The 23696-nt window shown below is 42.6% G+C and carries 22 protein-coding genes; 15 read left to right on the forward strand and 7 right to left on the reverse strand.

What is annotated here, in order from left to right; translation table 11 throughout:
• Positions 1–6 precede the first annotated feature (6 nt).
• Positions 7–597, forward strand: a complete 591-nt coding sequence (locus tag P5G49_RS13315; protein ID WP_301244510.1) for an NADPH-dependent FMN reductase — start codon at positions 7–9, stop codon at positions 595–597.
• A 217-nt stretch (positions 598–814) separates the two neighbouring features.
• Here P5G49_RS13315 and P5G49_RS13320 read toward each other — a convergent pair whose 3' ends face one another.
• Genes P5G49_RS13320 through P5G49_RS13330 form a run of 3 tightly spaced genes read right to left on the reverse strand, consistent with a single transcriptional unit; the run spans position 815 to position 4656 of the window.
• The gene (locus P5G49_RS13320; RefSeq protein ID WP_301244512.1) at positions 815–2044 is read right to left on the reverse strand and encodes a Ger(x)C family spore germination protein; all 1230 of its coding nucleotides are present in this window, start codon (positions 2042–2044) and stop codon (positions 815–817) included.
• Entirely contained in the window at positions 2031–3125 is a 1095-nt protein-coding gene (locus tag P5G49_RS13325) for a GerAB/ArcD/ProY family transporter (RefSeq protein ID WP_301244514.1), read from the reverse strand. The genes P5G49_RS13320 and P5G49_RS13325 overlap by 14 nt, the downstream gene beginning before the upstream one ends.
• Complete coding sequence (locus P5G49_RS13330) at positions 3118–4656, reverse strand: spore germination protein (RefSeq protein WP_301244516.1); 1539 nt, start codon at positions 4654–4656, stop codon at positions 3118–3120. The genes P5G49_RS13325 and P5G49_RS13330 overlap by 8 nt, the downstream gene beginning before the upstream one ends.
• A 156-nt stretch (positions 4657–4812) precedes the next feature.
• On the opposite strand from P5G49_RS13330, the gene P5G49_RS13335 reads away from it, so the two are divergent.
• Entirely contained in the window at positions 4813–5586 is a 774-nt protein-coding gene (locus P5G49_RS13335; RefSeq protein ID WP_301244518.1) for a DUF2935 domain-containing protein, read from the forward strand.
• Between the two features lie 99 nt (positions 5587–5685).
• Here P5G49_RS13335 and P5G49_RS13340 read toward each other — a convergent pair whose 3' ends face one another.
• Positions 5686–6177: a hypothetical protein gene (locus P5G49_RS13340; protein ID WP_301244520.1), complete on the reverse strand. Its 492-nt coding sequence runs from the start codon at positions 6175–6177 to the stop codon at positions 5686–5688.
• 185 nt (positions 6178–6362) lie between these two features.
• Here P5G49_RS13340 and P5G49_RS13345 point away from each other — a divergent pair, with 185 nt between their 5' ends.
• The 4 genes from P5G49_RS13345 (at position 6363) to P5G49_RS13360 (ending at position 11885) form a co-directional block, all read left to right on the forward strand.
• A complete protein-coding gene (locus P5G49_RS13345) occupies positions 6363–7772 on the forward strand; it encodes a SulP family inorganic anion transporter (protein WP_301244522.1) in 1410 nt (469 codons plus the stop codon).
• A 13-nt stretch (positions 7773–7785) separates the two neighbouring features.
• Complete coding sequence (locus P5G49_RS13350) at positions 7786–8199, forward strand: universal stress protein (RefSeq protein WP_301244524.1); 414 nt, start codon at positions 7786–7788, stop codon at positions 8197–8199.
• Positions 8200–8361: 162 nt separating this feature from the next.
• On the forward strand, positions 8362–9594 hold the full coding sequence (locus P5G49_RS13355) for a M20 family metallo-hydrolase (protein ID WP_301244526.1): 1233 nt from the start codon (positions 8362–8364) through the stop codon (positions 9592–9594).
• A 182-nt stretch (positions 9595–9776) separates the two neighbouring features.
• Complete coding sequence (locus tag P5G49_RS13360; protein WP_301244528.1) at positions 9777–11885, forward strand: ATP-dependent Clp protease ATP-binding subunit; 2109 nt, start codon at positions 9777–9779, stop codon at positions 11883–11885.
• Between the two features lie 197 nt (positions 11886–12082).
• Here P5G49_RS13360 and P5G49_RS13365 read toward each other — a convergent pair whose 3' ends face one another.
• The gene (locus P5G49_RS13365) at positions 12083–12808 is read right to left on the reverse strand and encodes a VCBS repeat-containing protein (protein WP_301244530.1); all 726 of its coding nucleotides are present in this window, start codon (positions 12806–12808) and stop codon (positions 12083–12085) included.
• 104 nt (positions 12809–12912) lie between these two features.
• A complete protein-coding gene (locus tag P5G49_RS13370; protein WP_435877217.1) occupies positions 12913–13662 on the reverse strand; it encodes an AAA family ATPase in 750 nt (249 codons plus the stop codon).
• Between the two features lie 157 nt (positions 13663–13819).
• On the opposite strand from P5G49_RS13370, the gene P5G49_RS13375 reads away from it, so the two are divergent.
• The 7 genes from P5G49_RS13375 (at position 13820) to queF (ending at position 21517) form a co-directional block, all read left to right on the forward strand.
• Positions 13820–14473, forward strand: a complete 654-nt coding sequence (locus P5G49_RS13375; RefSeq protein WP_301244534.1) for an SMI1/KNR4 family protein — start codon at positions 13820–13822, stop codon at positions 14471–14473.
• A gap of 292 nt (positions 14474–14765) precedes the next feature.
• The gene (locus tag P5G49_RS13380) at positions 14766–18383 is read left to right on the forward strand and encodes an AAA family ATPase (protein ID WP_301244536.1); all 3618 of its coding nucleotides are present in this window, start codon (positions 14766–14768) and stop codon (positions 18381–18383) included.
• A gap of 5 nt (positions 18384–18388) precedes the next feature.
• Positions 18389–18829 carry a hypothetical protein gene (locus P5G49_RS13385; RefSeq protein WP_301244538.1) on the forward strand — a complete coding sequence of 147 codons (441 nt, stop codon included), beginning with the start codon at positions 18389–18391 and terminating at the stop codon, positions 18827–18829.
• 4 nt (positions 18830–18833) lie between these two features.
• On the forward strand, positions 18834–19463 hold the full coding sequence (locus P5G49_RS13390; protein WP_301244540.1) for a hypothetical protein: 630 nt from the start codon (positions 18834–18836) through the stop codon (positions 19461–19463).
• 294 nt (positions 19464–19757) lie between these two features.
• The gene (gene queC, locus P5G49_RS13395; protein ID WP_363322187.1) at positions 19758–20432 is read left to right on the forward strand and encodes a 7-cyano-7-deazaguanine synthase QueC; all 675 of its coding nucleotides are present in this window, start codon (positions 19758–19760) and stop codon (positions 20430–20432) included.
• Positions 20425–21012 (forward strand): VUT family protein, encoded by a 588-nt coding sequence (locus P5G49_RS13400; RefSeq protein WP_301244543.1) that lies wholly within the window; start codon positions 20425–20427, stop codon positions 21010–21012. Before queC ends, P5G49_RS13400 begins: the two co-directional genes overlap by 8 nt.
• Positions 21013–21028: 16 nt before the next feature.
• Positions 21029–21517 (forward strand): preQ(1) synthase, encoded by a 489-nt coding sequence (queF, locus tag P5G49_RS13405; RefSeq protein ID WP_301244544.1) that lies wholly within the window; start codon positions 21029–21031, stop codon positions 21515–21517.
• 139 nt (positions 21518–21656) lie between these two features.
• Here queF and P5G49_RS13410 read toward each other — a convergent pair whose 3' ends face one another.
• Complete coding sequence (locus P5G49_RS13410; RefSeq protein ID WP_301244545.1) at positions 21657–22430, reverse strand: hypothetical protein; 774 nt, start codon at positions 22428–22430, stop codon at positions 21657–21659.
• Positions 22431–22685: 255 nt separating this feature from the next.
• On the opposite strand from P5G49_RS13410, the gene P5G49_RS13415 reads away from it, so the two are divergent.
• Together P5G49_RS13415 and P5G49_RS13420 are read left to right on the forward strand one after the other, a co-directional pair.
• On the forward strand, positions 22686–22886 hold the full coding sequence (locus P5G49_RS13415; protein WP_283733908.1) for a cold-shock protein: 201 nt from the start codon (positions 22686–22688) through the stop codon (positions 22884–22886).
• Positions 22887–22988: 102 nt separating this feature from the next.
• Complete coding sequence (locus tag P5G49_RS13420; protein ID WP_301244548.1) at positions 22989–23540, forward strand: hypothetical protein; 552 nt, start codon at positions 22989–22991, stop codon at positions 23538–23540.
• Positions 23541–23696 lie beyond the last annotated feature (156 nt).

Here is a 23696-nt window from a genome sequence, read left to right on the forward strand (position 1 = left end):
GAAACAATGGGATTTTTCGGTAAGTTATTCGGAACACAACAAGAGGAGGAAACAATAATGACACAACCAAATATAGGGATTATTTTAGGGTCAACACGTGAGGGACGCGTAAGTCCACAAGTAGGAGCATGGGTAAAAGAATTAGCGGATAAACGCGGCGATGCAAATTACACAATTATCGATATCGCAGATTATAAATTACCATTATTAGGTGAAGGCGACGCACCGGGTGCAGCGGCATGGTCTGAGATCATCTCAAAACAAGACGGTTTCGTATTCATCGTTCAAGAATATAACCACTCCATCACAGGAGCACTTAAAAACGCATTGGACTACTTGCGTGAAGAGTGGAACAACAAAGCTGCTGGTATCGTTTCATACGGTTCAGTAGGCGGCGCACGTGCGGCAGAACATTTACGTGGCATTCTTGGTGAATTATCCGTTGCGGATGTTCGCGTACATCCAGCACTATCACTGTTCACGGATTTCGAAAACTACACAGAATTCAAACCAGCTGAAGTACAAGCGAATTCAGTAAACGAAATGTTGGACCAAGTTATCCCTTGGGCAACTGCATTGAAGACAATTCGTCAATAATCAATAAAACACAAAATGTGCAGGTGCACATTTTGTGTTTTTACATAACATTAGCTGAAAAATATCAGGCGAATCAATAGAGCGGGTATCGATGCCGCCATTAAAAATATGGACATGCTTGCAATTTTATTGCCGGAACGCCAAATCAAGCGCCCGTAAAATACCGTATAAACCATTACATATAAAAACAGGAATACCAATGGAAAAGGCAAAGCAATCAATCCCCCCGTCCAGTTTTTTGAGGTTTTAGTTGGCTGCCGAAACTTTCAATTGTAATTTCAAAATCCACTTTTACGTCTGCATCGCGATATTTTTTCTGCCAATCGTATTTTATGAATTCATCCATTGTCCAAAATTCACGGCGTGCCTCTTCATACCAGACGAATGGCTCTGCACCAAATTCTTTTTGGGTTTTTTTAATCAGGCTTGAAATTTTTTCTTCAAGATCTTTTTTGATTTCCCCTTTTAATAGCGCCTGGTTTTTTTCATTACTTGCGTAATCAATTTGACTTGGAATTGAAAGGACTTGAACTTTCAATGGCACCGTGACAAACACTTCTGGAGGTTCTGTTTTAACATTTATTTTCACTTTTGAATGTTCCTCTTTTCCCACCCTCGCAGAAATTCTATGACCCTCCATTTTGGGATCGATGAAAGTATCGATATAGTGATGGGTTTTACTTTTTTCGCGCAACAGAAGCGAATTTCTTGTTTCCTCACCGGTTAAAACACCAATCATCTTACCGTTTTTTAATACTGCAGAACCGATCATTTGAACAGGGTCCCCCTCTTTTTGCGGAACCTGTCCAGCCTTATAATTATCGGAACTTTCCCGATATCTTTCATCCCTTTCCGAAGTTGCATAAATAGCCAAAAATAAGGCGCCTGAGCTTCTCTGAAAATAACGATTCAAATCGGAAATCGGAACAAAACCAGTGTCCTTCCATCTGTCGCTCATAAAAGAATAATATTTATGTGGACGCGTCTCAAGTTTGGAATGATTGTTATTAATAAATTCACGTGCATTTTCCTTGCTCACTATCATAATGATTCTTCTCCGAATTTCCGGGTCGCGCGTGGATGAAGCAATGATATGATGAAAGTAATCGCTTTTTGCAAATGCTTCTCCAATAATGATAGTCTCCACCTGTGAAAGATCAATTTTCCTTGAAACGATACTATTTGCCAATTCTTTTGCAGATAAAATGTCTGTTGCAGTAATTGTTAAAATATCACTGGGTGGTTCGTTTGGTGCCGTAGCTAAGCTTGAGGATCCGACTTGCGGATTTTCGACTTGAAACGTCACATCAATCATATGGTCTTTTTTGCTTTTGTCGATTCCTATTACGATAACATATCCCCTTTCTTCCAACTCACTCTTATCCCAGCATCCTACAAGAATGAGTGAAATAGGGAACAGCAAGAAAAATAGTTTAAGCCGTTTCATTTTTCTTCCTCCCTTTTCTTAGATGCAAAAGCCATAAAACGAGCGGGAAAAGCATTAGGATTATTGAGCTTGATTGAATTAGGGATTCTCTAAGTACGCTTCCTATAAAAATGTTTGGAGATATCAATCCGGCCAGTACGGAAACCGCTGTTAACGGTAGCAACAAGAGTTCAAACTCATCTATTTGTAGCGCTTTTGATAAGAAATAGGCAGCTAAATACAAGTAAATTGAAAAGTGAATAGCTGAAGCCACCGTTCCAATTGCCATGTATACGGATTCAAGATGGCTAATAGTTCCGATAGTCGCCAAACGATTTATTTGTTGGAAAGGGTAAGCGATATTTTGACTCGCAGGATAGTCAAAAACCGCTACGTAAACGATCATGAATATAACAAGTGAAAGAACCGAAATTATCCATCCAATCAGAGAGCCCCATTTTAGATCTTTGTACGTTTTGATAAACGGGTACAGTACAAGGAGAAATATACTTTCGCCATAAATAGAACTATGGACAGCACTTTCTTTTAGTATTGGTTTCAAGCCCGGACCGGCGATTGGAAAAATACGGTTGAATGAAATATCCTCCCATACAAAGCCTATAACGGAAAACATTAAAATTAACAATATGGGCGTAAAAATCCAAGCAGTCCTTGCGATGTTTTCTAATCCTCGCTTCGCTATATAAAAGCTTGACCCCATTAGCATGATATAGAGATAGGGAACTGGGGTTTTAGGATAAAACATCGTGTTGAAAATGTCTGTATAGTTCCTGCTATTGATCACTGTTGCGCTAAAGATAATGAGGAAAAATAACAGCATGGTAAAGGTTCCAATTCGTTTTCCCATAAGCATAAATACGAGCTCTGTAAGTCCTGTATTCCGTCTTTTCATTATTCCTAACAAAATAAGGAAGGGTATCAACATCAATAGAAAGGAAATTATAGGCATCATCCAAGCGGCATTCTTTCCGTATTTGAATAGCAAGTCTGGAGTTGTGTCCATGACTTGAACAGTATAAAAAAATATGACAACGCCCATTAATTCTCTTTTCCGTATTTTGCCGTTGCTTACCTTAATCATCAGTTGAACCTGCTTTCGATGTATTACCCCTTTTTTCATTTTCGCTATTCGAGTAAAAAGGGAATAATGCTTGTTTCCATACGGGAGGACGGAGAATCAAGCCTTTTGGTGACTGAAAATAAGGAGCGTAAGGGGCTAAAAATGGGACATTGAATGATTTTAAAGAAACCATGTAAGCGAATAGGCAGGCAGTAGCTAAAAATATCCCGAAAAAGCCCATGAAGTTTGCGATGAAAATAAAACCAAAACGAAGAAGTCTTATCATGAAATTTAAATTCAAATCCTGGATTACGAAAGATGACAAACCCGTTATCGCTACAACGATGACAAGAATTGGACTGACAAGATTTGCTTGGACAGCGGCTTGGCCTAATATTAGTGCTCCAACGATACCAATCGTCGGGCCGATTACCGAAGGGATTCGAATTCCCGCTTCCCTTAGAATTTCAAAAACGATTTCCAGTAAAATGATTTCCCATAGAACTGGAATGGGAACGACTTCCCTTGTTGCAGCGATCGCAAACAATAGATCTGGGGGCAACATCTCAATGTGAAAAGTACTAACCGCCAAGTAAATTGCTGGGGTATACATAGCGATAAAGATAGAGATTAAACTAATGATGCGTATGAAGTTAGCATACACCCACCTGAGGTATTGATCTTCGATCGTATGGAATAAGTTCCAGAAAGTGACGGGAACGATTAGGGCGTAAGGCGAGCTATTCATTAACAACACAATATGACCATCCAAAAGAAAGGAACATGCTCGATCGGGTCGTTCCGTCAAAAGTGTTGACGGGACTACTGAGAAGGTTCTGCTTTCTATATATTGTTCTAATATGGACAGATTTTGGATCAAATCACTTTCGATTTCATCAATCTTTTTTTTCACATCATTCAAAAGTTCCTCGTCAACTACACCCTTTATATAGATAATGGAAACTTCTTTTACAACTTTATTTCCAACAGTTTTTGTTTCGCATAGTAACCGGTTATCATTGATCTGTTTTCGGATTAATGACTGATTGACCGCCATTGATTCGTTGAAGGATTCTTTCGGTCCCCTAACTACGTTCTCAACTGTCGGTTCACTTACACCTCTGTTTTCAAAACCAGTCGTTACAGCAGATAAGGCTACATGCTCACCTTCAAAAAGAATTAAGGTGTTACCGCCCAACAAATCTTTAACAGCATCTTGCAGTTTCTCTACTTGCTTTGTACCCGTCGTGAAAACTATATTCTCCTCGATTATAGACATGATATCCCCGTCTTCAGGGATGTCAGTAATTTTTATTAGAGGGCCAATAATAGTTTCCTCAATGGCTTTTGTATCGACAGTGCCTTCAAGAAATAATAGGACTCCATTTTTTGCCCCTGACAGAATAGTCAGGTTCCGGATTTTAAGTGATTGATTGGTGGGATAAGAAAATGCGTCTTTTATAAGAGATAGATTCTTTTCAAAGTCATCGGAAAAGGATTGATTCAAGTTTTTTTGATTGTTCGAAGGGTTACTATTTTTGGGCGATCCCACTCTAACTCCTCCAATTATTTATCTGATATGTACAGTACTTGTCGAATTTCCGGTGTTTTATTCATAAAGGTGGAGGCATAGGACAATCATGCCGATGAATACACTCCTATTGGTTTAAGTTACTTGACCAATATATTGGAAGAAGGAGGTTGGGTTATGGCGTATACGGATAACTATGAAAGGGATACCTATGGGATCATCGCTTTTTGGTTACGAAACGATTATGATCATGGCCGGTTTTTCGACAGAGAGATAAGCCATTATGAAACAGAATTGGCCCGTGCGAATCTCAACAATATTCAACGCCTTGGAAGGGTATGGGAAAAGGCGGCAAAGAAAGAGGGTGATATCGGCACGTTGCTTAACGAAGCCCATCATGCTACTACCGAATTTCATAGTCTTCTTGCTTACACGATGGATAAATCCCTACATTGTGAGGTGATTATTTCTACACCAGTGTCCCTTCTTGATCACATGGTAAGAGAGTCTGAAGAATCCCAGAGGGTTTATAAATTAATTGAAAGTGGTGCGAAAATTTCACCGTCGGATGCAATCATTCACGAATGCGTCTTTTGGATAAGACAAATGGCGGATCATTTAGGCTATATACGGCATTACTCGGATGTATCTAATTATGAAGTGAACTTCCAAGTTACAGAGATGATGCAAAAGTTTGAGAGGTTGCTCTTGCAAGCAAATGCGTTGCAAACAATGATACGCACTCCAAGGAATGAAACGTTGCCGATTCTAACACAATTCAAGAATATGATTATTAAAGAGGCTAAGAGTTTGGAAGCATTTAAACTGGAATTAGATGACTTGATCAAAAAGTGTGCAGTTGCTACGACATCGCCGCCAGATCTGTTGGAGCACATTGCAAGGGAAGCCCATCATCTATGGAGGAACTTGGAAGAGGAGATAATAACTTAATTTCACAGCCTTTGAATAATAATGAAGACCCCATTTCGATTAAATGAAATGGGGTCTCTTTCTTTTCAAAACGCAACCAATTCAGATGAATCACCTGTACTATCGGTATCCGGCCGGGAAACATTTACAACGTGGCATGACTGAATTGGGGTACATGTACACTGGGTACCATTGGGGACTTCCCATAGTTGGAACAAACCCATTTTGCCATTGTCCACTTCCTTGAGCCTGACCTTGGTTGCTACCTTGTTGCCATGGATAAGTCGGAATGGCATAGACCGGACCGAAATCATCATTCAGTTGATTTTGCCCATGTTCCTGTTGCGAGTTGTCATTTCCTTGTCCTTGAGCCTGATTTTGACCTTGAATGCCACCTTGTTGCCACGGAAAAGTTGGAATGGCATAGACTGGCCCAAAGCCATGTTTTTGTTGATTTTGCCCAAACAAAGCCGGGCGTTCTTGGCCGCCTTGATTTTGTCCGGGTACTGTTTGGATTGGAATGGTAAAGTCCGGTCCAACCCCGTTTATTAATTGATCATAGAACGAAGGTGCCTGGTCGTGAAATTCCCTTAGCGTTTTGCTATTAGCCATGTTCAATCTCCTTTCATACTATCCATTGTATTCATCTGAAATCTTTTTGGGCATGAATTCTATAAATCCTTTTCCTTTCTTGACTGTTCATTCTGTTATAATGAAATGATAAAAAACGATCATACAGCAAATTTAAGGAAGTATGCATGGTATAGACAACAAGAATTTAGAGAGGGGAACAAGACTTGCATACATTGAAACAACAATGGTTTGGAAATGTTCGTGCCGATATTTTAGCAGGAATTGTCGTAGGACTAGCACTAATTCCTGAAGCGCTTGCTTTTGCATTCATCGTAGGCGTAGATCCGCGTGTTGCTCTGTATGCTTCATTCGCGATTGCCGTCATCACTTCGTTTGTAGGCGGTCGGCCGGGGCTGATTTCTGCTGCAACTGGTGCGATGGCGTTAGTACTTGTCAACTTAATGGCGGATCATGGCCTCCAGTACGTGTTAGCAGCCACTGTGTTGACAGGAGTCATTCAATTCATCCTTGGTTGGCTCGGGGTTGCCAACTTGATGCGTTTCATCCCGAACTCCGTCATGTTAGGATTCGTAAATGCACTTGGTATTATGATCTTCATCACCCAGCTTCCTTATTTACGAGGTCATGATGCAATGACATTCATCTTTGCGATTGCGACATTGATATTGGTTTACGCAGTGCCACGCTTTTTCACAGCCATCCCGGCGCCACTGATTGCAATCGTCGTCATGACGGGTATTGCACTGATAAGCGGTGTAACGTTGCAGACAATCGGTGATTTAGGTAAGATGCCGAATTCATTGCCGACTTTCTTCCTTCCGGATATCCCATTTAACTTGGAAACCCTGAAAATCATTTTCCCTTATTCATTGGCGTTATCGATTGTCGGTTTATTGGAATCATTGCTCACGTCCCAAGTGTTGGACGATATGACGGATACAGAAAGCGATAAAAATCGGGAAGCGCGCGGACAAGGAATCGCGAACTTCTTTACAGGATTTTTCGGCGGAATGGCAGGCTGTGCATTAATCGGCCAGTCGATGATCAATATCAAATCAGGTGGTCGTGGGCGGCTATCCACATTTACAGCCGGTGCTTTTTTAATGTTTTTAATCATCGTTTTGGGCGATGTTGTCGTTAAAATCCCGATGCCTGTCCTTGCAGGAGTCATGATCATGGTTGCAGCAACGACTTTCAATTGGAGCTCGTTCAAGTTTCTGAAACAAGCGCCGAAAACTGAGTCGGTCGTAATGCTGATCACTGTTGCGATTATTTTGTATACACATAATCTCGCAATCGGTGTTGTCGTCGGTGTCATTCTAAGTTCACTGTTTTTCGTCGCCAACATTTCCCGTGTGACTGTTACACAAGATTCAAACATATATAAGATTAAAGGACCGTTATTTTTCGCCTCGACTACAAAATTCATCCAATCATTCCGTGATGTGAAAGAAAAGGATATCATTATCGACTTCGAAGATAGCCAACTATGGGATGAATCTTCCGTTGGAGCGATTATTAAGGTGAAGCAGAAGCTTGAAGAAGAAGGAGCGACGGTGACTATCCGAGGGCTGAACTCTTCAAGTGAACAACTGTACGGGAAGTTACTATAAGGGAGGAATTCACATGAAAATCGCTGTTGCCATTGACGGATCTCAAAATGCTCTACGTGCTGCGAAGCATGCCATCGCACTCGCCCAGCTCTATCCTGAAGCTCAATTGGATATCATCTATGTCGCTGATTACAATAAAGCGAAAGATGAGCGGCTTTTATCCCAAAATGAAGAAAGCCTTCTGCTAAAAAGAAAGCAAAAGGCGGACCCTGTACTGAACATGGCTCGTGTTGCAGGCGTGAGCGCGAAAATGACACTGCTAAAAGGAAATCCAAGCCAGGAAATTATTAATTATGTGAATGCAGAAGCAATGGATCAGCTTGTCTTAGGTAGTCGAGGGTTGAATACATTTCAGGAGATGGTTCTTGGAAGTGTCAGTCATAAGGTGATGAAACATGTGGATTGCCCGGTGACGGTTGTGAAGTAAGTGAGTATATGTAAACGCCTTGAGAGGGGAGATGGCCCTTCATCTGGGCGTTTTTTTTGTCGTGGTAGTGTGGGATTTCCCATTCCAGTATGGAACCAGTTTGATTTCCACTAATTAACTTGCGATACTTTAAGTAAAGAAGGAACGAAAAGGGGAATTGCCATGAAGCTGGAACGTTTGCGTCAATCATTTGAAGAACTTGCAAGGTTTTCAGATGAAGGTGAGGGTATCAATCGGCTTGCTTACACTGAAGCTGAACGAAACGCACGTAATTATTTGATCAGGCAATTTGAACTTGCAGGACTAACAGTGCGTACGGACTATGCGGGAAACGTCATTGCGCGTAGGGAGGGGAAATCTCCTGACTTACCTGTTGTTGCGACCGGATCACATATCGACTCTGTCTATGCTGCAGGAGAATTTGATGGAACAGCGGGTATCCTTGTTGCACTCGAAGTCATGCGTTCCCTAACGGATGAACACGTTGAAACGGAGCATCCGCTTGAAGCCATCATTTTCGCTTGTGAAGAATCTGCCCGCTTCGGCGCTTCAACTTTAGGTAGCAAAGCTATGACAGGCCGTCTTGACCCTGCGTATACACGTTCACTGACTGATAGAAACGGCGTTACTTTATTTCAGGCATTCCAAGAAAATGGTCTCGATTTAGAAGAAGTCCACTTGGCAAAGCGCTTTCGAGATGAAATCAAATCATTTGTCGAGCTGCACGTTGAACAGGGCCCGGTGCTTGAAAAGCAGGAGGCGGCTATTGGTGTCGTATCTGCGATTGCAGCTCCAATCCGCTTTCATGTTCACATAGACGGGACTGCAGACCATTCTGGCACTACCCCGATGGATTACCGTCATGATGCTTTGCTTGGAGGTGCAGAAATTGCACTTTCTGTTGAAAAGGCAGCATTGGAGGAGCTTGAGCATGGTACAGTCGGCACAGTTGGTGTCTTTTCAATACAACCGGGTGCGATGAATGTCGTACCAGGCACCGCGGACTTGTATGTTGACATTCGGGGGACAAACCGCGAATCTAGAATGAGAGTAGTAGATACACTCAAAACTTCTGTAACGGAAGTAGCGAAAACACGTGGCTTGGACATTTGGATGGATGAACTATCAAGTGAAGAGCCCGTTCAAATGGACAAAATACTCGTGGCTGAGTTGAAATCAATCTGCGAAAAAAAAGGAGTGACATGGCTCGAAATGCCAAGCGGTGCGGGACATGATTCCATGAATATGGCGGCGCTCTGTCCGACTGGCATGATTTTCGTCCCGTCGAAAGACGGACTCAGCCATAACCCGGCAGAGTATACATCCATGGAACAGTTGATGGAAGGTGCAGAAGTTTTGCGTGCTTTCATGTTGAAACAGGCGAAGGTGTTATAATTAGACAAATATGGTACTACGTTTTAATTGACATTAAAATGTAGTGCCGTTTTTTATTTCCTTAATTAATCAATCAAAAATCTTGAAAGTCAAAGATGGTCAGTGTATAATGAAAATATAAGTCAAAGATGGTCAATGCCGAATAACATAAATGAACGAACAATATAAGGAGGAAATGGATTATGAAATGTCAACATTGTGGTAAAAACGAAGCGACAATGAGCTTTCGACTACAGGTTAATCATCAACGTATGCAGATGCATATGTGTCATACCTGTTTCCAACAGCTACAAGGGCAACTAAGTGGTTCATTTGGTACTGATGCGAGCCAGTTTTTCCAAGCAAACGGCAAGCAGCAAGCCCGTACGCAAGTTAGAGAAGTTGATGTAAATCAGGGCAATGGATTGTTAGACGAACTTGGAAGAAATATCTCGAATGATGCCAAGGAAGGACGAATTGACCCGGTCATCGGCCGTGATCAGGAAGTGAAACGAGTCATCGAGACATTAAATAGAAGAAACAAAAATAACCCGGTGCTTATCGGGGAACCGGGTGTAGGTAAAACAGCAATTGCCGAAGGCCTCGCAGTTAAAATTAATGAAGGTGATGTCCCGGCAAAACTATTGAGCAAGCAAGTTTACGTCTTAGACGTGGCTTCACTTGTAACGAACACCGGGATTCGTGGTCAATTTGAAGAGCGCATGAAGCAATTAATCGAGGAGATTGAAAACCGTAAAGACGTCATTGTCTTCATAGACGAAATTCATCTTCTTGTAGGTGCAGGTTCAGCGGAAGGCTCCAAGATGGATGCGGGGAATATTTTGAAACCAGCATTGGCACGTGGCGGCATGCAACTCGTCGGGGCAACGACATTGAAAGAGTACCGTCAAATTGAAAAAGACGCTGCACTCGAACGTCGCTTCCAGCCGATCATTGTAAAAGAGCCTAATGCGGAAGACGCCATTACAATCTTACACGGCATTAAAGACCGTTATGAAGCTTTCCATGAAGTACGTTATTCTGATGAAGCGATCCGCGCATTCGTCACATTATCACAACGCTATATCCAAGACCGTTTCTTGCCGGACAAGGCAATCGATTTAATGGATGAAGTGGGAGCACGCTTGAATCTTAAACAGTCTTCAGCAGATGCGGAGCAAATCGGAAAGCGGATTGATGAGATTGTTCAACAAAAAGAACAAGCAGCAGAAACTGAAGACTATGAAAAAGCGGCTGCTTTGCGCCAAGAAGAAGTTAAATTACGCCAACAACTTGAGGATGCCAAGCAAGAGAGAGAAGTTATCTACGAAGTGACAGTTGAAGATATCGAGGCAATCGTAGAAGAAAAAACAGGTATTCCTGTAACGAAACTACAGGCATCTGAACAGGCAAAAATGAAAGACCTATCAGACAATCTACGTAAAAAAGTGATTGGACAAGAAGAAGCTGCCGATAGGATTGCCAAAGCAATCCGCCGAAGCCGCGCAGGGTTGAAATCAAAAAATCGCCCTATTGGGTCGTTCTTATTCGTCGGTCCAACGGGTGTGGGTAAAACAGAAATTACTAAAGTATTGGCGGAGGAACTATTCGGTTCTCGCGACACGTTAATTCGCCTCGACATGAGTGAATACATGGAGAAACATGCCGTCTCTAAAATTATCGGCTCCCCTCCAGGCTACGTAGGGCACGAAGAAGGAGGACAGTTAACGGAACAAGTTCGCCGCAACCCTTATTCGATTTTGTTATTCGATGAAATCGAAAAAGCGCACCCGGATGTTCAACATATGTTCCTTCAAATTATGGAAGATGGTCGTTTAACTGATTCGCATGGTCGGACAGTAAGCTTCAAGGACACGGTCATTATCATGACAAGCAACGCCGGAACAGGTGAGAGGAAAGTGAGTGTCGGTTTCAATCAAACCGCACATGAATCTGTCTCCATGCTTGAAACGCTCGGAGACTACTTCAAACCAGAATTCCTGAACCGATTCGATGCGATTGTACAGTTCAACGAATTAACCGAAGACAATTTACTCGAAATCGTCGACTTGATGCTCGTTGACTTGGAAGAGGCGATTGAAGAAAATGTTATCGAAGTTTCAATCTCTTCTGAAGCGAAAAGGGAACTGGTGAAGTTGGGCTACGACAAACGTTTCGGAGCACGCCCACTTCGCAGAGTCATCCAAGACAAAATCGAAGATCCATTAACAGATTTGATATTGGAAGAAGATCATATTGAAAAAGTCCATGTTGATGTTGTAGATGAAGAAATTGTTGTACAGAAAGTATAAAAACACAAAGAAACCGTTCATAGCCGAAAAAGGCTTTGAACGGTTTTTTTAGGTACCTGTGCAGCGAACTATTCTAAAAATACACTACAATTGCATAAGTATTAAATGCAATGTTAATGGGATTAAGGTTTTCATGATAGTTGGTGTATACTTATGCGAATTGGTTGAATTGTCATGAATGTTTCCTGCACAGGTACCTAAAATTGTGCGCCAAATATTCCTAAATACTGTTCCTGCAATACAAATCCATTATTATTCCATCCAAGTGTATTCATGATATAACCTAAGCCATCCGCATGATATCTTCCTGATATTTTCTGGTACGCTAAAAGCTCGTAAACCCCATTTGAATCAAAATCCACCGGATACAAGCCGCTCAAAGGATCTACAAAACCGGTTATCGGTGTTTTCAACTTCCCATTTGTGTCATATATTTCATTTAAATAACTTGCATCCCTCGTAGAGATATCAATAATATATTTCTCGTTATTTGGCTTGCTTACAACCTCAACCTTATAATGATCTTGATAAGTGACGTCGTAATTGAAATGATTATTATAAACATCAGAATCAAAAAGCAATTTGGCTTGATTCCCGACAAAGGAAACAATGTAATAATTAATAATTCCACCACTGCCACCTGTAGTAATACCAATCAATATATCATCCACGCCATTGCCTGTGAAATCACCCAAGAACAGTGTCGGATTATAGCCAACGTTGTTATGCAGCGGAATACTTGTCAATACTCCCGTTCTCCCATCCCTAATATGAAGCGTAATATTTTGAATGAATGGACTATCCGCCGTTTTTGTACCAGTCAAGTAGATTTGATCAATCACCTTATCACCCGTTACATCTCCATTAGATAACGCAACAATAAAAGGTTGCCCCATAGCGGCACGGAATTGAGAGTTATTCATGATTTGCCCCTTTCCATAAAGATAAAGACTATAGTTATTATCTATCCTATGGGTTTTTGGGTTGATTGCTACTGGTGGGTAAGGAGATTAACTTCGTTCACCTATTAATTTTGAAATAGGTGGTACAACAATCGGTCACGGTCATCGAAAAACTGTTTCATGATGGAGTAATGTTCTGTTTCTTCCAGAGTTGTTTCCTCAATCCCATCTTCTGTGATTTGGACGATTTTGGAAAGCGGGTGGGCCATCAGAATCGGCGAATGGGTCGATATGATAAACTGGGATCCTTCCCTAACAAGTTCGTTGATGCGTGCAAGCAATGATATTTGGCGAAGAGGGGACAGGGCGGCTTCGGGTTCATCCAAAATATATAAACCGTTGCCTCGAAACCGCTCTCTGAACACGGCGAAAAAGGATTCTCCGTGCGATTGCTCGTGAAGGGATACGCCTCCGAAAGAATCAATGATCCTTGAACCAAATGCAGGTTCGCGGTCAAGCTCCTCGATATTTGTCGCTACATTATAAAATGTCTCCGCCCGGAAGAAAAAATGATCTCTTGCCCGTTCCGTCCCCTTAACAAGACGAATATATTCATCAAGCTTTGAGTGGGAATCAAAACTGGAAAAATTGAAATTCAACGTTCCTCCTTCCGGATTAAAGCCATACGCAATGGCGATTCCCTCCAGCAACGTCGACTTTCCCATGCCATTTTCGCCGATTATATATGTGATGTTTGGATGAAGCTCTAATTCGTGCAAGTTCCGGACGAAGGGAAGGGTGAATGGGAATGTGCTATGCGGTATCTCTCCCCGCTTCAGACGCACAGCCCTTATATATTGGGAATTTGAGTTCAAAAGTGCCAATTGAAAGCACTCCTTTCATCGGTTTAAAGAACCCTGCCGTCCATGCCATTACTACACTATTCTCTTACAATCATAGAAATCCTCTATATTGTTGCCTGACTATTCAAGAAATGGTATATATAAAGTTTAAGAGGAAAGGGGATAGGGGATGGATTACACATTGATAAGAAATAGAATTGAAGCGATTGCTTCACGGGTCAAAGAGATTGGTGGAGAGGTTCAAGAAGTCAACATCGGCGTACCGGCTTCCCGAGAACAAATAACGGAAATGGAAGCTCGGTTAGGGGTTAAGTTGCCTGTTAGTTTTAAGAAGGTCCTTGAGGAGTTTTCAGGGGAGTTTAGCTTGCGGTGGTTTTTACCGGATGAGAGGGCAGATGAATTCGAAGGCGTATTTTCCGGAACTCCTCATTGGAGCTTAAAACGTCTTCCCGAAATTGAAGAATATCGCATGGGATGGGTTGAAACGGTTTTTCCTAATCCGGACGACCCGTATGATAAGGTTTGGCACAATAAATTGGCTTTTTGTGATGTGGGTAACGGCGATTATTTAGCCTTTGATACGACGGATAGTGATGACGCACCGGTCGTTTATTTAAGTCATGATGATGGAAGAGGCCACGGATATAAGATTGCAAATAACTTTATTGAACTCATCCATAACTGGTCAAAAATCGGTTTTGTGGGGTGCGAGGATTGGCAATGGCTACCCTTCACAATTAGTCCTGAAAGTGGGATTGATGCAGATGGGGAGACTGCAATAAGATTTAGGGAATGGATTGGGTTAGCAGAGAAAATGGATTGAATACAAACTTAAAATGCTTGGAATTGAAAGTAACCCAAACCAATGATGGTCAGGGTTATTTTTAATTACTTTTAGGTTCTCATTGAACTACGTATTGTGAAATTGAAACGTTTTGAAGTTTGTACCGTATTAGATATAATGGAATGCTTCGTTTTCCTAAACAGGAAGGTTTTTTCATCCTATTAGCGGGGCTCTTTTGTCATGATATAATAGAAACAACAGCATATAAAACGGGGTGAGTAAGTGGGTCAAATAGAATTACAGAAGATAGGAAAGGTGGCAGTTTAAACGAATGAGATTACGAGATGTCATCAAGTTCCTTCTTCCAGAATATCAAATCATAGAAGTATATAAGGAGAAAGGGTTCTTTGCAAAGAAAAATCGGATGCAGACAGCTGTACCTATGTTGCAGCGTCAAGAGTTGCGGGGAGGCGGAGGCTTGGAGAATACGGCGCCAATCCAGTCCGTTTCAAGCAAGCCGGTTAAAACAGCGCAACAGCCACAGGAGAATACAGCCGCTTACCAATACAAGGACAAGACGAAATGGAATAGTGCTGAAATCCCGGGCATCTTCGGAGAAATACGCTCCTATCTCACTGAGGATCTTGTTGGACAGAATGAATTCCTCGATCAGCTGATGATTGCCTTCAAACGGCCATATATTACCGGCTTTGACGGGAACCGACCGAAGAATACGATTTTTGTCTTAGGGGGTCGGGGAACCGGCCGGAAAACGGGTATCTACCGTGCGATCCATTATATGAAGCAGTATCGGCTTGTAAGCAGTGAAACGGTCATGAAGATAGATCTTGCTTCATATCCGACGGTTTCAGAGTTCCCGTTGTTCCTATCGGATTTATATAAATGCCTGTACGGTCAGTCGGATGCGATCTTATTCGAGAACTTTGAGAAATCCCATTCGAGCATAATTGATGTCATTTCGGTGCTGGCGAGGACGGGAACCTTTGCACTCCGCTCGAGGTATGTATTCCAGAACAATGCCCTGGTAGAAGCCACGGGAATGCTCGTTCAAAATTCCATTAGCGAATTAAGTGCGAATGGCAAGTTCTTCATCTTTGCATCGGAAAAATCCGAAGAAGACGTCTTCGATGTATTTGGTCCGAAATTTATGAGTTCGGTCGGCGATGTACTTCATACGACTTCATTTTCCAAAGGTGAAGTGCGGATGCTGACCCTTCGGATATTGGCGGAGTTGAAAGAGAAGTGCCGTGGGCAACTTTCTATTGGAATCGCCTGGGATGAGCAGGTACTTAAGGAGACGAACAGGCAATTTAAAACATCGACCGGTGTCAATGGTCTGCGGAATTACGTCCATGAGAAGTTCTTTATGCCAATCGCCGAATATAAATTAAGGCATTCATTGGATACGGATGAACGGGTGATGTTAACCCACTCAGATACAGGCTATTCGGCAATTATACGGGGTAAGACGATTCCGTTGGCAGCACTGCGACCGCAAAAGATGGCTGCGGGCATCGAAGAAGTGAAGCGTGAACTTGCTACGATCATCGGTATGGACGCTGTGAAAGAGTATGTCCTCCAGTTAGAAGATCACTTGAAAGTTCAACAACGACGGGTGTCAGCAGGAATCCAGTCGTCGGACATCTCCATGCATATGATCTTTTCGGGAAATCCGGGTACAGGGAAAACGACGATCGCGAGGATTGTCGCAAAGTATATGAAGGCACTTGGCATCCTATCCACTGGCCAACTACGGGAGGTGACACGGGCGGATCTCGTCGGTCAATATGTCGGCCAAACAGCACGTCTCACTCAAGATGCCATCAACTCTGCTCTTGGCGGTGTTCTGTTCATCGATGAAGCGTATGCGCTTTGCAGGGATAAAAACGATTTATTCGGACTTGAAGCAATCGATACGCTTGTCAAAGGAATGGAAGATAACCGCAATGATCTACTTGTCATATTGGCTGGTTATGGGGATGAAATGGAAGAATTCCTTAAAGTGAATCCTGGCCTAAAATCGCGTTTTCCGAACTTGATCCATTTCGAGGATTATACATCAGAGGAGCTCTGGAAAATTGCTTTGCATACTGCACATAGCAAAGGGTACAGGATTGCAGCGAACTGTGAGGAACCGCTGCTCCGTCTATTTGATAAACGGCAGATTAAAGGACGGAATGACAGTGGAAACGGTCGCTTAGTCCGAAATATTGTAGAAAGCACCATTTTGAATCAATCCAAACGCTTGAATGAAGACCCAACCGCCGAATTGGATGAACTTCGCTATGAAGATTTCCAGTTCGAAGAAACCGGCGATTTCGATCTCGATGCATCCCTTGCGCCAATTATCGGTTTAACCGACGTGAAGGAGTTTGTCCGTCTGCAACATAAGTTGTTGATAGCGGAAGAGAAAAGACGTGCTGCGGGCATTCAAATGGATACCACGCAATCATTAAATATGATATTTAGCGGCAACCCCGGTACCGGAAAGACGACCATCGCGCGTGTCGTGGCGCAGATGTTCAAAGATATGGGCATGCTGAAATCTGGCCATTTAGTGGAAGTGGACCGTGGCGGATTAGTGTCCCAATACGTTGGCCATACGGCGAAGAAGACGGAAGAAGTGTTCCGGTCGGCGCTCGGCGGTGTACTTTTCATCGATGAAGCGTATTCATTGTCTTCCGAAGGGGACAGTTTCGGCAGGGAAGCGATCCATACACTCGTGAAGCTGATTGAGGATTACCGTGGCGAAATTGTTGTGATTTTGGCGGGATATGACAAGGAAATGAAAGAATTCATGAAAGCGAATACGGGTCTTGCATCTCGCTTTCCGCTTCAGATTAAGTTTCCCGACTATCATGCGGAGGAACTGTTCCGCATCGCCCAAAAGATAATTTCGTCAAAAGGCTTCCGTTTGGCGGCAGATGCACAGCAATTATTGGAGGAACAGGTCGGCCAACTGCATAAGCAAGCGACAGCTGATTCCGGGAACGGCCGGATGGTAAGAAACTATGTAGAAGAAATAGTGCGAAACCAGTCGGCGAGGATTGCTACGGTGGATGTGCCTGCGGAAGAAATGCAAATGATCATCCCGCAGGATATTGAACCGATGAAAAAAGTCGACGATGATTTCGACCTCGAGGAACAATTGGCGAAAATCGTTGGATTGGATGAAGTGAAAGGTTATATACGTGGTCTCAACGCACGATTACGGATGCAGAATGAACGGAAAAAATTGGGCATGATTGTTGACGATTCCCAGACGATGCATATGATCTTTAAAGGAAATCCAGGAACCGGGAAGACGATGGTGGCACGAACAGTCGCTCAAGTACTCTATCATATTGGCGTCATTCGAACGAACAAGCTCATCGAAACAGATCGCGCCGACCTTGTGGCAGGATACGTTGGACAGACTGCCATGAAGACGAGGGAAGTGGTATTATCTGCGATGGACGGCGTCCTTTTCATCGACGAAGCATACGCTTTAGCGCAGGGAGGCACGAATGACTTCGGCAAAGAGGCTATTGATACATTGGTGAAAATGATGGATGACCATCGAGACCGACTTGTCGTCATCCTTGCAGGGTATAGCGAGGATATGGATCAGTTTTTGGTTATTAATCCAGGCTTAAGATCCCGCTTCCCGAACGTTATTGAGTTCTCCGACTACTCGACAGAGCAGTTACTGCGCATTTCCAATCAATTCTTCGAAGGAAGGGGCTATGTCCTTGACTTAGCTGCAAAAGAAAAACTGTCGGAAATCCTATCCGAAGCTTCGAAGGAACCGCATTTCGGAAATGGCCGTTACGTCCGAAACTTGTATGAAAAGGCAATTAATAACCAGGCAATCCGCCTTAGCACCGATCCTCATCTGACCCGTGAAGAATTGATGACGATCCAGTCGGCTGATCTTGAAAGGGTGTAGTACGAATGAAAAGTAAATTGGCCGCCGCAGCAGCAATCCTATATTTTATTTTTCCGATGTCTATCGTATTAATCATACTGATATTCACTCCGATTATGTTTCTATCTGATGTCAGCACAATCCGTACAGCGGGTTTTGCGGGTCCGCAGACCGGCATTGCTATGATAGGTATTTGCGGATTGTTCATCGGGATTTCTATGCTGGTACCAGCGTTACGGCGGATGTATCGAGCGATTCCTTGGTTATACGCATTCATTACAATCTTTTTCATTAATGTCATCATCGCGAATACGGCATTGATGATTTTGAATAAAGGGTATGAAGTAACGAATTCAACACGTCATACAATCTTCTTGATACTCATGATTGTATTTATCATCGGGGCGAGACTGGCGATGAGCATATATTTCAAGAAGAGACCAGTGACTTCCGTGGAAGTGAGGTAGGACATTGACAGAAAAGAAGAAGGATTTGAGAACCAAATTGGAAGAAGCAAGGGGCACTCCAAAATCGAAGCAAAGAGGAAGTATGGGTGAATCGCACCCGTCCTGGGGGGAGCCTGAAACTGCTGAAAAATCAATCCGAAAACGGAATGATCGACCGCTGAAAATTTTCGGAGCCATCTGTCTGGCCATTGGAATAGGGACTGTTGCATTTTCGGGTAGCACCAGTCCTTCAAGTTCCGAGGCAGCAAAGAATGCCCTTGAAACAAAAGTATCTTCAGGCGTTTCGGCTGGAACAATCCTGCTCAGGTCGGACGAAAACATCGGGGCAAAGGACTATACGATTGAGCATACCCATGCAGGCGACCAAGCAAAACTATGGATTTGGGATTATGCAGCCGAGGACGGGGATTTCGTTCAAGTCATCGTAGATGGTGTCCCAACATCTGAACCATTCATGATTAAACACAAACCGAAAGTAATCACCGTACCAGCAATTGGAACAATCGAAGTGAAAGGGATTCGTGATGGTGGTGGGGGCATCACCTATGCAGTCCGCTACGAGGCGAATGGAACAAGCTATTTCAACAGTGCACCTGAAGGGGAATTTAATACGTATACACTGAAGCGCAAATGAAGAAGCGGGGCTGTCCGGAATGGTAGTGAAAACTCACCTTCCGCGACAGCCTTTTTAGTACCCAATTTAGTACCTGTGCAGCAAACTATTCTAATAATACACTACAATTGCATAAATATTAAAAATGAAGTCAATAAATTTTAGAGTTTCACCAGTATTGTTGTATATTTATGCGAATCGGTTGAATTGTCGTGAATGTTTCATGCACAGGCACCTTTACAAAGAAACGGTATCTTCATATAACGAATTCAGGTATACTCTTATTGAAGAGGGTTCGAAACCATCCCCTCTATAATAAAAACTAGGGAGGAAGTACATATGGAAAAAGCGGTAGTCGTATTTAGTGGCGGGCAAGATTCAACGACGTGTCTTCTGTGGGCTTTGGAGACATTCGATCACGTTGAAGCCGTCACTTTTTTGTATGGCCAAAGAAATGCGTCGGAACTGGATTCGGCGAAGAAGATTGCAGAGGATTTGGGGGTTCCCCATACCGTCATGGATTTAAATTTGTTGAACCAGCTGACGGAGAATGCCATGACCCGCAGTGACATGGAGATTGACGAGACGGGTGGAGTTCCGAATACGTTTGTCGAGGGTAGAAACCATATATTCCTGTCGTTCGCGGCGATTTACGCAAAGCGTGTTGGGGCGAGGCATGTCATTACGGGTGTGAGTGAAACGGATTTCAGCGGTTATCCAGATTGCCGGAATGATTTTATCAAATCATTGAATGTCACGCTGAATCTTGCGATGGATGCACGCTTCGAGTTCCATACGCCGTTAATGTGGAAAACGAAGGCGGATGTCTGGGAGATGGCGGACAAAATGGGCAGTTTAGAGTATATCAGAGAGAATACGACGACTTGTTATAACGGAATCATCGGTGATGGATGCGGTGATTGTCCTTCTTGTAAATTGAGAAAACAAGGCCTTGATGCGTACCTGACAGGAGGCCGCGTACATGTTTAGGATTTTAATCTACTTACTATCGATCGTACTTGCCAACGTGATTACGGCCAAATTTGCGCCGATTGAATTAGGTTTATTCATCATCCCTTATGGAACGTTGTTTATAGGATTGACGTTAGTTATGCGGGATATGGTCCAGAATCGATTCGGCCGTTGGAAAACATATGTGTTAATTATTGCTGCGCTTGCAATCTCTGCGATTACAAGCCACTTGTTAGGCGACGCGTTGTGGGTTGTATTTGCGTCGATGCTTAGCTTTATCATATCCGAAACGGTCGATACGGAAATTTATACGCGTTTCAAACTACCTTTTGTCAAACGAGTCATGTATTCCGGAATTATCGCTGGATTTCTTGATTCTGCAGTATTCGTTATCATCGGAATCGGTCCGTTAGGTCTCAAGTTCGTACCGTGGGAGCTTGTCCCTTACGCAATTGCGGGACAGTGGATTGCGAAGACGCTTATGCAGCTGATTGTTGCCGGAGGAATCAGGCATTTTGTTATAAAATTGGGCATTTATGAACCGAATATATCAGACGAACCACATAAAGTTCCGCAAACAGTGCGGGCCACACAATAAGGGAGGAGCAAATCGAATGAAACAAAGTGACACGAAAGATCTTACATTGCTTGGAAATCAAAACACGGAATACAACTATGACTACAATCCGAGTATACTTGAAACTTTTGAGAACCAACATCAGGACAACAATTATTTTGTAAAGTTCAATATTCCTGAGTTTACAAGCCTTTGCCCGATGACCGGGCAACCGGATTTTGCGGCAATCTATATTTCTTATATTCCGGATGTTCGAATGGTGGAAAGCAAGTCGTTGAAATTATACATGTTCAGTTTCCGAAACCACGGGGCTTATCATGAGGACTGCGTAAACATTATTATGAATGACCTCATTGAACTGATGGATCCACGGTATATTGAAGTGTGGGCCAAATTCACACCGCGTGGCGGCATCTCGATCGACCCGTATTGCAATTACGGAAAATCAGGCACGATGTTTGAACAAATGGCGATTAACAGGCTCATGCAGCACGATATGTATCCGGAAAACATTGATAATCGATAAGTAGGATGAAGAAAAAAAGCGTTGGATCCCTTAAACATAGGTATCCAACGCTTTTTATGTGAGGATAATTTCAGGTTCTCACTGTAGCCATAATTGTTTCAGAACCTGCAAACGCTATAAATGAGCGTATTCATATTGTTTACCACCTTTTCGTGGAGCATCCCTCACAGACGAATTGCTTCAACTTCACGATTTCCGAGAATTCTTCCATGGGTTCAGGGTATCGGCAAGACGGACAAATGGCCATGCGTTCAAGACTGATATATTCTTCCATTTCTTCATCGGCCACGCCGTACGCAGTGACAGCAGCTTCGTACAAAGCTTCTATAAATGGATCGGGATAAAGCGAATCATCCGGGAACGAAATGATATTGCGGTATTCTGTTTTGGCATTTAAGCTGTCATTGTAAGAGATATGTGGTTTCCATTCTTCATTTGCCATCCTGTCGTTCAAAGTTTGAATGATTTTATCGCATCGGTCCGTGGACAGCCCATGCCATGTTAAATGTAGCCCTTGGAACACCTCATATTGGGATGAATCGCCGAAATAAGCGACCACCTTTTCATACAAATCATCAATACAGTCGTGAAGATATTGGATTTGCTTGCAATAATAATCCCAACGGCTTTCTGCAAAATAAACAAATGCTGAATCCCTTAACATCGAAATTTCTACAAGCGCATCATCACGTTCATCCAGTGACGAGAAACGAATGTACCCGTCTGCATATTCCCGGTACGATTCTAAAATGCCGACGTAGGAAATGGCATGCAACTCATCAAGAGTACCTTCAGGTAAGCAAATTTCGGAGCAAAAAAGGCTATCGTTAGCGCGTAACGGTTCTTCCGAAAACTCACTGGAACAAGTGAAACAGATATACATAACAAGCCCCCATTCTTTTTCATTAACCAATATACATAGGGCTCCAATAGTTTGTTATGGCAGGAACGTGTACCTTTATACGCCAAAGGGTTTCGGCAACTATTGTTTATGTTAGAAGCTCCCATTTGCTATTTGATTAGAAACATGTTATTCTTAAGAAGAATTATTTTTGTTCTAATTCAGATTGAGAATATATTTTGTCTGAATATATTTTGTTTTTCGTCTAAGGTTTTTGAGCAAGGATAGTATCACATATGTGGAAATCCACATTAGGAGGCAAAATTTATGGAACAAGGTACAGTTAAGTGGTTTAATGCAGAAAAAGGTTTTGGATTCATCGAGCGTGAAGGTGGAGAAGACGTATTCGTACATTTCTCAGCTATCCAAAGCGATGGTTTCAAATCTTTAGACGAAGGTCAAAGTGTAACTTTTGATGTTGAACAAGGACAACGTGGCCTACAAGCTACAAACGTTCAAAAAGCTTAATATAAGCCTGAAAAGACCCTATTCGTAGGGTCTTTTTTTATTTTAATTAATTTGAAACCAATACGTACTTCCCACGTATTACCATTTGGGGGAGGTGGGGGGATGTTAAGTAGAAATGAGCCACGACACATTTTTATGGCAATTTCGTTCGGGATTCTAGTAGTTTCTCCTGTGTTTCTTTTACTGTTACCATCATTTATAGCCAACTCGCTTTACCAAGAGCCAAGTACTTGGGTCATTGTTGTTCCTTCGAAGGTGTATTTGTTATATGGGGTTGGAGTACTTTTTCTAATCATCGCCACTTCTTTGCTCTGGATTTTGTCTGTGAATAAAAAATCGAAATGGCTTGCCGCAATATGCATCCTAATTTCGATTTTATTTGTGGCAGAAGGATCCGGGCATTATGTACGCGTGTCAACGGAAGGCATTTCATTCAAACGGGGAGTGGTGGAGGCAAACCAGCATTATGCATGGGATAAAATTGAGCAAGTCGTTTTTCGTCAGATTCCGCAAGAGGGAGGATTTCCGAAGTTCGATTTCTATTTTAGAGATGGGGAAATGGTTACATTGCCTCAAAATCGGCATATGCACTTGTTCCATAATACACTTGTCAAGACGCTTCAGCGTGAAGGGATAGACGTGACACGCAAATGAGGGTCATTTGGTGTTAGGGTTCCTATTGAGCTTGGACTTCTCATAGAACCCGACCCCTTGGTTTTAATTAATAATCGTGCTTGTCCGAATAGACTACTTTATAGTTTATTCAATTGGAAAAAGGGGTTGTTTCAAGGAGCAATTTTTTACCCTTTG

This window comes from Sporosarcina highlanderae (assembly GCF_030433715.1).
Classification (GTDB): domain Bacteria; phylum Bacillota; class Bacilli; order Bacillales_A; family Planococcaceae; genus Sporosarcina; species Sporosarcina highlanderae.